The organism is Anaerotignum sp. MB30-C6 (genome assembly GCF_030908465.1).
Classification (GTDB): Bacteria; Bacillota; Clostridia; order Lachnospirales; family Anaerotignaceae; genus Chakrabartyella.
Map to the genome: position 1 here is coordinate 2,035,507 of NZ_CP133078.1, position 13,794 is coordinate 2,049,300.

The 13,794-nt window shown below is 38.5% G+C and carries 13 protein-coding genes; 4 read left to right on the forward strand and 9 right to left on the reverse strand.

Annotation, left to right across the window (positions count from 1 at the left end; translation table 11 throughout):
- On the reverse strand, positions 1-258 hold the full coding sequence (locus tag RBQ60_RS10025) for a hypothetical protein (RefSeq protein ID WP_307883547.1): 258 nt from the start codon (positions 256-258) through the stop codon (positions 1-3).
- Positions 259-390: 132 nt separating this feature from the next.
- Between RBQ60_RS10025 and RBQ60_RS10030 the strand changes: the two genes are divergently transcribed.
- The 3 genes from RBQ60_RS10030 to RBQ60_RS10040 all read left to right on the forward strand — a co-directional run bounded on the left by RBQ60_RS10030 (position 391) and on the right by RBQ60_RS10040 (position 3,410).
- On the forward strand, positions 391-1,170 hold the full coding sequence (locus RBQ60_RS10030; protein WP_307883548.1) for a 3'-5' exonuclease: 780 nt from the start codon (positions 391-393) through the stop codon (positions 1,168-1,170).
- A 371-nt stretch (positions 1,171-1,541) separates the two neighbouring features.
- Entirely contained in the window at positions 1,542-2,816 is a 1,275-nt protein-coding gene (locus tag RBQ60_RS10035; RefSeq protein WP_307883549.1) for an adenylosuccinate synthase, read from the forward strand.
- Between the two features lie 18 nt (positions 2,817-2,834).
- Positions 2,835-3,410 (forward strand): ANTAR domain-containing response regulator, encoded by a 576-nt coding sequence (locus RBQ60_RS10040; RefSeq protein ID WP_307883550.1) that lies wholly within the window; start codon positions 2,835-2,837, stop codon positions 3,408-3,410.
- Between the two features lie 97 nt (positions 3,411-3,507).
- Here RBQ60_RS10040 and RBQ60_RS10045 read toward each other — a convergent pair whose 3' ends face one another.
- From RBQ60_RS10045 to RBQ60_RS10075, 7 genes are all read right to left on the reverse strand, one after another.
- Positions 3,508-3,642, reverse strand: coding sequence for a hypothetical protein (locus RBQ60_RS10045; protein WP_307883551.1), 135 nt, complete (start codon positions 3,640-3,642; stop codon positions 3,508-3,510).
- 47 nt (positions 3,643-3,689) lie between these two features.
- A complete protein-coding gene (gene holA, locus RBQ60_RS10050) occupies positions 3,690-4,691 on the reverse strand; it encodes a DNA polymerase III subunit delta (RefSeq protein WP_307883552.1) in 1,002 nt (333 codons plus the stop codon).
- A complete protein-coding gene (locus RBQ60_RS10055) occupies positions 4,657-6,783 on the reverse strand; it encodes a DNA internalization-related competence protein ComEC/Rec2 (protein ID WP_307883553.1) in 2,127 nt (708 codons plus the stop codon). Before RBQ60_RS10055 ends, holA begins: the two co-directional genes overlap by 35 nt.
- A 221-nt stretch (positions 6,784-7,004) precedes the next feature.
- Positions 7,005-7,964, reverse strand: coding sequence for a GerMN domain-containing protein (locus tag RBQ60_RS10060; protein ID WP_307883554.1), 960 nt, complete (start codon positions 7,962-7,964; stop codon positions 7,005-7,007).
- A gap of 62 nt (positions 7,965-8,026) precedes the next feature.
- Positions 8,027-9,406 (reverse strand): sensor histidine kinase, encoded by a 1,380-nt coding sequence (locus tag RBQ60_RS10065; protein WP_307883555.1) that lies wholly within the window; start codon positions 9,404-9,406, stop codon positions 8,027-8,029.
- Positions 9,407-9,467: 61 nt separating this feature from the next.
- Entirely contained in the window at positions 9,468-10,154 is a 687-nt protein-coding gene (locus RBQ60_RS10070) for a response regulator transcription factor (protein ID WP_307883556.1), read from the reverse strand.
- A gap of 14 nt (positions 10,155-10,168) precedes the next feature.
- Positions 10,169-10,564: a ComEA family DNA-binding protein gene (locus RBQ60_RS10075; protein ID WP_307883557.1), complete on the reverse strand. Its 396-nt coding sequence runs from the start codon at positions 10,562-10,564 to the stop codon at positions 10,169-10,171.
- 288 nt (positions 10,565-10,852) lie between these two features.
- On the opposite strand from RBQ60_RS10075, the gene RBQ60_RS10080 reads away from it, so the two are divergent.
- Positions 10,853-12,214, forward strand: coding sequence for a D-alanyl-D-alanine carboxypeptidase family protein (locus tag RBQ60_RS10080; RefSeq protein ID WP_307883558.1), 1,362 nt, complete (start codon positions 10,853-10,855; stop codon positions 12,212-12,214).
- A gap of 379 nt (positions 12,215-12,593) precedes the next feature.
- Here the strand turns inward: RBQ60_RS10080 and RBQ60_RS10085 are convergent, their stop codons facing one another.
- Positions 12,594-13,709 (reverse strand): C40 family peptidase, encoded by a 1,116-nt coding sequence (locus RBQ60_RS10085; protein WP_307883559.1) that lies wholly within the window; start codon positions 13,707-13,709, stop codon positions 12,594-12,596.
- Positions 13,710-13,794: the final 85 nt, after the last annotated feature.

The following is a 13,794-nucleotide window of genomic DNA, read 5'->3' on the forward strand; positions in this document are numbered from 1 at the left end:
CTATACCTCAAAATTAAACTCGTACCATTCCCAATCTGTGTTCATAATAGATTCCAGATCCTCGGAAACATCCTCAGATAATTCAAACAATACTTCAAATTCGTGGTATCTTTCCCCTTCAATGGTGGCTACCCCTGAAATCATATATTTTCTGCCTTCGCCTTCAACATATTCTCCTTCTAGAAGGAGATCATCCTCTTCCAAAAAAATTTTGTTTCGCTCGTGAGCCTTTTGTTCATCAGTAAAATAAAGTTTCATAACTGCCTCCTTTCCTTTTGGTACATATTGTCTATCCCATTTTATCACTTGCCTACTGTTGATACAAGATAATTTGCTTCTTCCATTCGTATGAAAATTAGTGTATACTTGGTTCAGATAGGAGGAATTCTTATGAGTTATATCGTTTTGGATTTAGAATTCAATCAGTCCTTTCCTTTCAAAACAGGTGAAACCGTTGCACCAGTAGCTGAATGCCCTTTTGAAATTATCCAAATTGGTGCCGTAAAATTAAATAAATCTTTTCAACAAATTGATGAATTTAATGCAATGATACAACCACAAATTTACCCCCGATTGCATCCTTTTGTTGAAAAAATAACGGGTTTAACGGAAGATAAATTGAAGGACCAACAAAAATTTACCGACGCTTTTCGAAAGTTTATAACCTTTATTGGTGATGAGGATGCAATCCTTTGCACCTGGGGTGCTGATGATATTAAGTCTTTATTTAGAAACATACTTTATTATAAGCTGGATACCAATAGCATAACCAATAAATACTTGAATGTACAAAACTTTGCTACGGCATACCTAAATTATGAAGCAGGAAAAGCCATTGGGCTAAAAAACGCTGTGACAGAGCTGAATATAAAAGCAGAGTCTCCTTTTCACGATGCTTTGAACGACGCTATCTATACTGCAAAAGTATTTGAAATAGTCCATCCAAAAGAAATTACGGCAACGGTTTTTAAGCCAAATTCCTTATTGGTTACGATACCGAAACCCCCACGGACGAACACCCCGGCTTTACTACGACATATTGCGGAGTTAATGGAAAGAGATTTAACAACAGAAGAAAAAAAGATGGTCAAATTGGCTTACTTTCTAGGCCGTGGTCATACTTTTGATGCCTCCGGGCAAGAAAAGAAGAAAAAGAAAAGCAAAAATTGATTGAAACCTTAACCGCTGACAAATTTTAATGTCAGCGGTTCTTTTTTCATCGGATTATTGATAGTAGGTATAAAAAATTACAATGCCATGTTTGATATGCAAAAATTCTGTTAAAGTGCATAAAATTCCACTATGGTTTTTGTTTTTCAAAATACTTTCAAATCTTCGTCAATCTGATAGGCGAATTGTTCCTGATTTTCCATTAAATATATGGATATAAATATTAAATTTCTGTATTTAAATTCTAAAATTCAGCATAATAATACAATGTATATTTTATTGACATTCTTTAAAAACGCTATTAAAATTTCTATATAAGACGAAAGAGCAATCATTATTTTTTATATTAAAATACAAAGGAGGCTTTCTTCATGTTGACTTCTATCGTTGGTATCAACTGGGGAGATGAAGGTAAGGGGCGTATGGTTGACCTGCTTTCACAAGAATATGATATCGTTTGTAGGTATCAAGGAGGTAACAACGCAGGACATACCGTAATTAATCATTTGGGGAAATTTGTTTTAAACCTGTTGCCCTCTGGCATCTTGCGTGAAGATGTGGTAAACGTTATGGGAAACGGTATGGTAATCGACTTGGAGCACCTTTATCACGAAGTAGATCGTTTAATTAACGCAGGTGTTAAAGTCACTGCAGATAACTTAAAGATTAGTGACAAAGCCATCATTTGCCTCCCATATCATAAACTTTTGGATTGTTTAGAAGAGGACCGTTTGGGTGATGCCAAGTACGGCTCTACCCGCAGAGGCATCTCTCCTGTTTATGGGGATAAGTATATGAAAAAGTGCTTGCGTATGGGGGATTTACTTCATCCCGATTCCTACCCTGAAACACTGAAAAACTTAGTAGCATATAAAAATCTGATTATTGAAGGTGTTTATCATGCACCTCCTGTTCAATACGAAGAAATTTTACAGTGGTTAGACACTTTTGGTACACCCTTTAAAGAAAACATCATTGACACTGGCATATATTTGACAGAAGCTGAAAAGTCAGGCAAGAAAATCATGTTTGAAGCCCAGCTTGGTGCTTTAAGGGATATTGACTTCGGCATTTACCCCTATACCTCTTCTTCCTCCACCATTGCAGCCTATGCCCCAATTGGTGCGGGTGTGCCCAATTTACAGCTGGATGGTGTCATTGGTATTATGAAAGCATACTCAAGCTGTGTTGGCGAAGGCCCCTTTACTTGCGAACTTTTTGGTGAAGAAGCTGAGGCCTTAAGGGACGCAGGCGGCGAGTACGGCGCAGCAACAGGCAGACCACGTCGTGTTGGCCCCTTTGATGTTGTTGCCAGCCGTTATGGTATTCGTGTTCAAGGATGCAGTGAAATAGCTTTAACGAAAATGGATGTTTTGTCCTATTTAGATGAAATTCCTGTTTGCACGAAATACAAAATCAATGGGGAGGATGTCATTGAATTTCCTTATGCTTCCGTTTTAAATTCAGCGGAACCTGTTATCGAAACGATGAAGGGTTGGAACTGCGATATTAGCCATTGCCGTAGTGTTGAAGACTTACCAAAGGAAGCCCTTCTTTATATCAAGTATATTGAGGGGGCTGTTGGGTGCCCTATAAAATATGTTTCCGTTGGTGCTGAAAGAGATGCGTATATTACAATGTATTAAAACGAAAGGAGGAGCTTTATGAATCAGGTATTGATTATAGCAGGAAAAGAAACGGAAAAGGAAAGCTTGGTTTCCCTTTTAGACTGCTATTCTGCTTGCCAAATTTTATATGCTTCCAATAGCAAGCAAGCGAAAGAATTAATTGCCGACCAAACCCCTAGCCTTATTATCATAAATGCTCCTCTTCCAATGGAGACTGCTCAAGATTTAGCACTTTTTATGACCAATCGAACAGATGCTGCTATTATTTTGCTGCTGCCAGAATCATATAGAAATATAAAAGAATATAGCGTAGAAGAATTTGGGATACTTACCCTTTTTAAACCCTTTAAGCGTTCAGAGTTCGAACGAACAATGAAGTTCGCAAATGCTTTTCAAAATCGTTTTGCAAAAATGCAAGAGAAAAACAGAAAGTTACAAAAACAGCTTACGGAAGTTCGTACCATACACCGTGCCAAGTGCCTTTTGATTCAGCATTTACATATGACAGAACCACAGGCACACCGTTACATTGAAAAGCACGCTATGGATCAAAGGCAAAGCAAAATGGAAGTAGCAAACAATATTATACAATCTTACAATGTAGAATCATAAAACTTCTGGCGGTAATCTTAGGTTATCCGCCTTACTATTTTTTTCCTTTAATTCTTAGTTTGTTTTCTCAGAAAAAATTGAACAAATACAGAATCACTTATCTATCATGGATACCTAGTTGGATAAAACAGAAAGAAGGCATCTTCAATTTTTTATCCAAATTAAAAACGGGCATCAAAACCTTGATACCCGTTAAAATCATAAATATACCATTCTCTAATATCATCATCAAATTTTTAGAAGTCCCCCTCACCTACCAGATGAAGGCTCCCCCTAGCCCTAAACTTTACTACTGTACTTCATTATCAGCAGTTCAACTGCGGCTGCCTCTGCAACCCGCCCCATTTTGATATCCAAATCCGTCTTTAAACAGTCTTCCAAAGCCATCTTCCATCCATCTTTGGAAAAGCGCTTGGCCTGCCTGATATATTCTTTTACAGCAAAATCTCTAATTTCCAATTTCTGTGCAATTTGGCTGTTTGCAACGCCTTCTTCTGAGAGCAAAGAACTAATTAAAATCAAGCGAAATTGCCTTGTAATTAAAGAAAGTACCATATACGGAGATTCTTTCATCAACAAAAGGTTGCGATAAATGGTAATTGCCTTTTCAGGCTTTTCTTCCGCCACTGCTCGCACCAAGTCAAAAACCTTTGCCTCAAGGGATGGTGTACACACTTCATGAATATCTGCAACTTCAATCTTACCTTCATTCCCTTTATAAGATAACAGTTTTTGCAACTCCCGTTGGATTGACTCCATATCATTTTCTATGGTTTGGAGAAAAAATTGAATCACACTATTTTCTATGGCCACGCCACTTTTGGTACACTCTTTTTTAATCCATGTAGCCAACTCTTTTTCCCCAGGAGTTTTAAATTCAACAGTTTCCCCATTTTTCACTACTGCTTTATAAAGACGGGTATTTTTTTCAACCTTTTCTTCAATGAAAAGTATACAAGAGCTTTCAGGCAGTTGGCCCAAATAGTCAACAAGCTTTTCCCCTTCTTCCTTTGTATTTCCTTTTTGGAAAAACCCGCTATGTTTTACTGTAACCAAACGTTTTTCATTCAAAAACGGAAGGGTTTGGGCAGCATCCATAATTCCCCCTGCCGTTGCCCTCTTTTCTTCAAAAATATCATGATTCATCATCTCCGAACCCGAGGGCAAAATTGCATCCATTAGTGCTTTTTCATAATTTTTTATCAAAAAAGTTTCGGGTCCATAGAATAGATAGCACCCCTTGAATTCACCGTTTTTCCATTGTTTTTTTAATTCTTTCATAAACCGATTCCCTTTCCAAAACAGCTTCCATGGTGTAGCCGCCCTTTGGAGATATTTTTGTCAGCACCGTTCCCTGCTTATCCGTTCTATACGTAGAAATGCCTTGTACATGGAGTCTTTCCAACGTTTCTTTATGAGGATGACCATAAATGTTATCCTCGCCACAAGATATGATAGCCTCCTTAGGGGAAACCTTCTCCAAGAAAACCCCACTGCTTGAATTTTTAGAGCCATGATGTCCCAGTTTTAGAATTTGGGCTGATACATCCGCCCCTTTGGTTAGCATAATCCGTTCAGCCTCCCTCGTTGCATCTCCAGTGAATAGAGTTTTGGTACTACCATACTCATATTTTAAAACCAAGGATCCATGGTTGTCATCATTCCCTATAAATTTCACACCCCGAGGCGGATAGAGACATTGTATGTTTCCATTACTTCCCCAGGCCGCTGTATCTCCTTCTTTCACAGTATACAGCATTATATCTTCCTTTTCCAATATTTCTTTTAAAACTTGCCAATTCTCCCTATCGGCGTATGGGTATTCAGATAAGTATAAACCCTTCGTTGCTACATTTTGACACAGTTCTATTACACCCAGCATATGGTCAGCATCGAAGTGCGTTAAGAAAATTCCATCCAACTCCCTGATTCCTAAGTATTCTAAATAAGGCTGCACCACTTTTACCCCTGTATTTTTTCCCATTTCTTGATTAAACCATCCGCCTCCATCAATGACAATGGCCCGACCATCATAAGTAGAAATCACTGTGGCATCTCCTTGCCCAACATCTAAAAATGCGATTGTATTCTTCTGGAATATTAGCCTATTTCCTAAAAGAGAAAAGCCTAAAATAAGGGTGACACAAAGTATTTCTTTCAGATGACAGAACCTCTTACCATAAAAACTACTCATAAGTAAAATCATATAGAATAAAACCATTGACACGATAGAGGGTGCGCCAACCAAAAAGTAACTATTGGGAATAGAAACTGCAACGGAACAAACCATTTCAAAAAATTTTAATATTCCATAAACACCCCCTGCTGAAATTGCCGCCAGAGGCGGAAATATCACCCCTGCCACAGCAGTAAAAAAAGAGAAAAACAAAAGCAATCCACTAAGGGGCAAAATTATAATGTTTATAAATACCCCCACCAAAGAAATGCTGAAAAAATGATAGGCAACAAGGGGGTAACTAAACAGAGATGCGTATAAGGAAAGGATTACCGACTGTTTCAGTTTCCCGAGCCTACTGCTGTCCCTTGGCATAACCTGTAGGCCTACCCAAATACCAAAGGCTGTAACAAAAGATAACTGAAACCCAGCATTCCAAAGATAGAGGGGCTGGAATAATAAAATAACAAGGGCCGCCAATGCCAAGCTATTTAACCAGTCACTTTTTCTGAATAAAATCACCCCTAGCAAAGATACAACAATCATGATAACCGCCCTTACCGACGATGGTGAGAAGCCCGTAAAAATCAAAAAGCCAATACAACAACCAATGGTGATAAACGCAGTCATACGTCTGCTTTGTTTTAAATATTTCTCAATAAAAATATGTAGGAATAGAGCAAAGAGAGAAACATGAAGCCCAGAAACGCAAAGAATATGGTTTATTCCACTTTTTCTATACAAGTCCCAAGTTTCCTGGTGGATATCATCCCTTTCCCCTGTGACCATGGCCTTAACGATGCCACTTTCTTTTTGGGGTAGGACTGTGTCAAAAACATTGAAAACCCTCTCCTTTAGCCTTTGAAAGGGAACTAGACAGCCTTTAGACTCCCCCACCTTCACCATTTTATCAGGATAGATTTTGTAGTCTATCCCTTTGGTTTGCAAATATAATTTCTCATTATAACCACCGGGAACCTTGTTCCCTTCCAATGGCAAAAGCTCTCCCGAAAGGACAACACGATCCCCTACTTTGAAGGATCCTTTCCCTGTGTAAATGGCATATAGGCCTATACTTTTTTTTGATACAGGTTCTTGAATGCGAATCAAAAGTTTTTGATTCCCTGAAGATGTGGTTCCGTACTCTCGGATGATGCCAGAACTCTGAGAAAGAACCCTTCCTTCTAAGAAAGTCACGGGCTCCCTCCCGCCTTGACCCGCTAAAAAAAATCCAAGCATCATAATTACCAAAAACACCACTGCTGATTTCAATTGTCCATTTTTCACGAAACATGATATAGTAAAAACGACAAAAGCAAAAAAGGCTAGACATACCCCTTTCGATATGCCTAGCCGGAAATAAATCCCACATATAGTGAATATTACAGCCCACAGAGCCGGTCTTTTTAGCTTCATAATTATTGATTCATATCCACAGTTTTCAAACTTTTTACTGCAACAAAAGGTGTACTAAAATCAACATGACCCTTGAATGCTTCCATTTTTTCCCCTTCAATAAGGAACTGAACTTTCACAACATTTTCCAGCTCCGACAGGGAATTTACAATTGAGTATATTGTCAGTAACTCCCCTGTTGACCCGCCATTATGTTTGGTTACAAACTCTTGGCTTAAGTTTACATAGCAAACCCCATCGCTGGTTGTGGTTACATCCATTATTTTTGTTTCCACAGGGATTGTTGCATAATTCTCCGCTTCCTTGGGCCCTGCAATAAGCTGTTCCAAGACTGTTCGTTCTCTAGGTTGATTTGCATTTACTTCAACCACACGATCCTCTACAACCAAATCAGAAGCATCTGCATTGGAGAAATACAGTTTTAAAATAGCATACTCCGTGGTGGTTGCCGATACAATCGGATCTATCAAAACATTCTGCCTGTTCATCGTACCATAAGGCTCTCTGTCTTTTGAAAGCAAGGGTTCGCTTTCCACCGTAAAGATTACAGAGTCTATAAATTCCAGAGAAGTCAAAGACCAAACAATGGATGAGCGACAAATTACTTCATCTATGCTGGATAAGACATAATATTTGGACGTAAAGTCTATGGTTGCAGTCTTGTCCGCAACTTCTATGGAATTCACTTCTAAATTTTCCGGTACCGTTGGTTGAATTCCATCCGTCTTTATCCCCAAGCGTAAATCTTGCAAAACGATGTTTACCATCTCAATGGGGCTACCTTCTTGGATCTCTTTTTGCGTTGCTTTCATTTTTTCATTAGGGCCTATAAAGTAAAGCTCAGCAATAATTTTTCCGTTATTGAAAAATCGCTCTTTTATGAATAAACCACTAGGTATTACCAAAACCAATACCAATATCAATAAAAACAAACCATAAAATACTTTCTTTTGCCTTGCCAAAGGACTTCCTCCATTCTTTTGCTCATAATATTTTTGAAAGAATACGCTCCTTCTAAAAAATACTATATGTTCTGACGTAATGGAATTCGAACTAAAATCGTAGTTCCTTCATCATCTTTGCTGTGAACCTTAATGCTGCCATTGTGCATCATAATTGTACTATGGGTTATAGAAAGCCCCAGGCCAGTGCCACCAGTTTCTCTATCCCTTGTTTTGTCCACACGATAGAATCTTTCAAAAATTCGTCCAACTTCGTCATCGGGAATTCCAATACCTGTGTCCGAAACACTTATAAATGCATTTTGATGGTCTCCATCCAAATTCACTTGTACTTTACCATTTTCCGGCGTGTACTTTATTGCATTATCAACTAAGTTGGCAACAGCCAAAGTCAACTTCATCTCATCAACCATTGCCGATACTTCCTTGGTCTTGTCGTAGTTTATTTGAATATTTTTCGCTTGGGCCAAAGGAAGAAGCCGTTTGATGATCCCCTCCGTCATTTCGCTTAAATCTGTTTCCTTGAAATTCAAAGGGATTTCCTTTTGGTCTAGCTTAACCAGAGTCAAAAGGTCATTGATAATCGCCGCCATTCTATCTACCTCAGAATTGATGTCATGAAGAAATTCCACATACATTTCTTGGGGCACGCCTTCTTGGAGCAAAATAGATTCGCTTAAAACCTTAATAGAGCTTAATGGTGTTTTCAACTCATGGGAAACATTTGAAACAAACTGCTGTCTGGTGGATTCTACTTTTTCCAGCTGGTCCGCCATTTGATTACAAGCCAAGGCCAAATCCACTACTTCATTATGAATCTGGGATCGCACTTGTATTCTTTGCTCAAAATAACCCTCAGACATCTTTTGGATTACTTTAATCATTTTTTTAATGGGCTCTGTGAAAATTTGAGATATAATAACCATCACAATAATTACAATAATGGCAAGGCCAGCTAGAATTAAATTACCCTTTTTTGCAATATTGCTTACTGTATCCGAGATATCTTGCAAATCATCAGAAACCAAAACAACCCCAACGCGGGTGTTGTTACTACCATAAATTGATACAGCTGCATAAACCATTCCATTTTCCTGTACCCTAGAGATATCCTTATTTTCCAAAGCCTCGATCACTTCCGGAATTAAAACTGTTTTACCAACATCGCTATATCCTGTGTCATATACTACAAAGCAGGAGGAATCTAACACCAAAACACGAAATTCATGGCGTTGGCTCATTTCCAACATGGTTTCTTCTAATGTGTCCCGAATTTCTTTATCTGCCATGTAGTCATAGGAAGTTATCTGTCCTGAAATCACATTCGCCTGACTGAGTAATTCTTTTTTTCGCTCCTCGATAAAATAATCCTGCACGGAGTGGAGGATGGTGCTTGCAATCAAAAGCAGAGGAACGATACCGATTACAACATATGTCCCCAAAAGAATCCACCGCAAACTAAGAAAATAAGACTTCTTGTTTTTCATTGCACTCTTTTTGCTCTTAATTAAAATAGTAACCAACTCCCCATTTTGTAAAGATATATTTCGGCTCACTGGGATTTGCCTCGATCTTTTCTCTTAGGCGGCGTACATGCACATCAACGGTGCGTACATCCCCTGGATAATCATAGCCCCAAACCGTATCAAGGAGTTTTTCTCGACTATAAACCTTACCTGGGTTTTCCATCAAAAGTTCTAACAAATCAAATTCCTTTGCTGTCAGGTTTACTTCTTTTTCCTGAATAAACACTCGTCTGCTATCATAGGAAAGCTCTAGCTCTCTGGCTTTCAAAATATTCTTAGAACCTTCCGCAGGAGCTTTTTTCACACTACGACGTAAAATCGCTTTGATTCTAGCTTTTAATTCCAAAATATTGAATGGCTTTGTAATATAGTCGTCTGCACCATATTCTAAGCCCATAATTTTATCCATATCTTCGCCCTTTGCTGTAACCATAATAATGGGTACCTGAGAGAATTCCCTAACTTGTTGGCAAACTTGAAGCCCATCCATTTTAGGCAGCATAACGTCTAACACAATCAAATCGAAGTTGGAGTCTTTGATCAGTTGCAACGCCTCTTCACCATCATAAGCGGGAGTTACCTGCATTCCATCTTGCTCCAAAGAAAATTTAATTCCCTTTACAATGAGTTTTTCATCATCAACTACTAAAACATGATATGCCATTTTGTTCCTCCTATTTATTCTACGATAATAAACTCTTTCATCTGGTTTCGTTTTTTAACCCCGATACCTGAGACATGAACAATCTCGTCTATTGAATGAAAAAGACCTTTTTCTTCTCTATATGAAACAATTGCCTTTGCAATCTTTTCTCCCACCCCAGGCAAAGCTTCTAAAGTCTGTTGGTCAGCCGTATTGATGTTAATTTTTTCTATTGTGCCCGGTAACAAAAGCTTATACTCTTCCGACCATCTTTCCTCAAGACCACCTGCAGTAATTTCAGTACCTATGGTTATGTTTTCCCCTTCTTGGGCCGACAAAAAAAGCCCACCTAACACAAACAAAGAAACCATCCATACCAGTGTTAAAAGTCCTCTATTTTTAGAAAGTAAATTTCCTCTTTTTTCATCCAAGTTTAATTTAAACCCCTTTTGTTTTACCAATAAATTTGTTATACTTATAAAGTATGCATAGAAATATAATCCAAAACAAGCATTAAACGGTAAGAATTTTTATTATTCTTACTTTTCGCTTCAAAAACTTAACTAATATTCTAACACAAAATCCGGGAGGAAACAAAAACAAATCGTCTTTTTGTATATTTTTATTACAAAAAACCAATAACCTAATGTGTATCATAACTCCCTTGAAGCATATATCATTCTAACACAAATTTTCCAAAAGTCATATAGGAGAAGCCAATGAAACAATCATTTTTAATTACCTTCTTATCTTTTTGTTTAACAATACCTTGTTTTTCAGCTTTCGCTCAACCCCTTTCAGAAGCTGAAACAAATTTATATACGCCCCTTGGGGAACCAGAAATATGCGCTGAGGCCGGAATCCTCATGGATGCAACCACAGGAGAAATTCTATACGAAAAAAATAGTAAAAATCGAATGTATCCTGCCAGCATTACAAAACTTATGACAGTACTTTTGGCCTTGGAAAATGGGAAATTAGATGATTCCATTACCTTTTCCCACGAGGCAGTCTATAGCATAGAACCAAATAGTGCCCATATCGCTATGCAGGAGGGCGAACAAATCACCTTGGAGCAAGCCTTATATGGCATTTTGCTCCGCTCCGCCAACGAAGTTTCTAACGCTGTTGCCGAATATGTGGACGGCTCCATTACGGCATTTGCCCAACATATGACACAGCGAGCCAAAGAGTTGGGTTGTAAAACAACAAATTTTGTAAATGCCAACGGTCTTTTTCATGAAAATCACTATACGTGCGCTTATGATATGGCTTTGATTGCCAAGGAGCTGTTAAAACAAGACGCCTATCGTGAAATGATGAGCGCCACATATTACGAAATCCCCCCGACCAGTAAGCAACCTGAAATCAGGTATTTACATGGGCAGCATCAGATGCTTAACAAAAACTCCATTTACTATTATGAATACGCAACTGGAGGAAAAACGGGCTATGTATCCGAAGCTTTAAATACTCTGGTCACCTTTGCAAAAAAGGGAGATACGGAACTAATTGCTGTGGTTTTAAAATGCAGCGGTGCTGAGCACTATGTGGATTCTAAAGCTTTATTCGAATATGGTTTTGCTAATTTTCAGACGGCAAAAGTTTTTGCTGCTGGAGATTATACAAAAACAGTGGAAGTTGTGGAGACATACAAAAATAAAACATCAAGCCTTGGAAATATTACAGTGGCACCGAAGGATGATGTTTATAAAACAATTCCTGTGAATTCAACTTTGTCAAACATTCAAGTTGATTTGGAATACCCCGAAACCCTTGATGCCCCCGTAACAGCAGGCCAAGAAATAGGCACACTAACAGTGAAATCAGGCCAGAAAACAATTTCAACGGTTCCCCTATTGGCTCAAGGAACCATGGAAGAAACCCCCGAAGAAACTCGCTTGGCACAAGAAAAAGAAAAAAGGGATAAATTACTAAGAATAGCGGGTATCGTTCTTCTGGGAATTCTCCTTTCCGCTATGATTCTATTTGGCATCACTCGTACCATTGGTCATTTCAAAAGAAAGCAACGCAGAAAACAGCGGGCTTTGCGTAGAAAAAGACTACGTAAGAGAAATTAAATTCTTTTTCTATAGGTTACAAATGTTCATATATACAAAAAGAGGTTGGCAATTTTTGCGAACCTCTTTTTGTATTTACTTTTCTATTAAGGACGAAACACAACATTACGTTATATTAATTTTTGTTCCAGATAAAGGGCAGAGGTGGGTCGTGCATTACTCGCTTAAAATAATCAATGATTTGCAATAACTTCTCCTGAACGAATCTAGCAGTAGTTATTTACATCTGCCCCCATTCATGACAAGCCATCAAAAGCAAATAATATGCGCAACAGGCCATGTCTATCGTTTTGCTCCACCAGAAATTTATAACGCTACCATGAAACGCAAATAAGTACCCACATCTTAAAAGATGGGGTACTTTATTGAGTCCATTAAATTATCTTACTACACGTCTTGCTGTTACATATGTATTTGCACTATAACCACTATTTAAAGCTGTTACTGTAACGCCATAGGCTGCACCGTCGGTGGAGTGGATGTAGTTTCCATCACCCATATAAATGCCTACATGGGAAATACGGCTGTTTCCACCTGCGTTAAAGAATACCAAATCCCCAGCTTGTAACTGAGACTTTGAAACTTCTACGCCATTAGATACCATGGAATAAGAGGATCTATTTAAAGTAACACCAAAATTCTTCATAACTGCATAAACAAAACCAGAACAATCCACGCCTTTTGTCAAATTGGTGCCACCCCAAACATAAGGAGTTCCAATAAACTGCTTGGCATAAGATACAACTTCTGCTCCTTTTGAACCGTTAGATCTGGAGGTACGCTCCCCGTTACGAATGGAAAGGAATTCTGCACTTACATAACCTTTCTGTCCATCATCGGTAATAATTCTTACCCATTCCTGACCCACACGGTCGATGTTCACCTCAGTGCCATAGGGCAAAACTGTTAACACCGTTGAAATCGTTGATGCTTCTTTTCGTAATTTTAAACCTGTGGAAGCAGTAATCACACCAAATGTATTCTCAATATCTTGTCCTGCATTTTCCACTGCCTCAGAGGCAACAGCGGTAACTTTTGTTAAGAGATTGCCAGTAACATAATCTTTGCTAACATATGCATTTGACCCACTATAAGAAATACGATACCAGTCTCCGCTTTGGCCCGTTACGACCACGGCATCCCCGTCGCTCAGCTTCCCCAAAGAATCTCCAGAAGCGGAAGGGGCTTTTCTTACATTTACACTATTGCCAGTAACAACTGCCTCGATTTTTGTTAACTCAAAATAGTCGGCAGAAACAAAAGCATCGTCGCCTTCAAAGGAAATTTGATACCAGTCTCCGTCTTTTGCTAATACTATATATTCAGAGCCCTTACTAATTTTACCAACAACATCTGCCTCTGTGTTAGCTTCTTTTCTCACGTTAACAGCGGATCCGGTAGCTTGTCCCGAATCAGCGGCAAAAGCAACAGTAGAGCCTACCATAAGGATAGATGTTGTGATACAAATTTGTTTTAGCGCTTTGGAAATCATCATGCCAATTTCTCCTCCGTAACCATCAAATTAAAATTGTTACATAATTGTTAAATTAAGTATAAGTATAATTAATAATTTTGTCAAC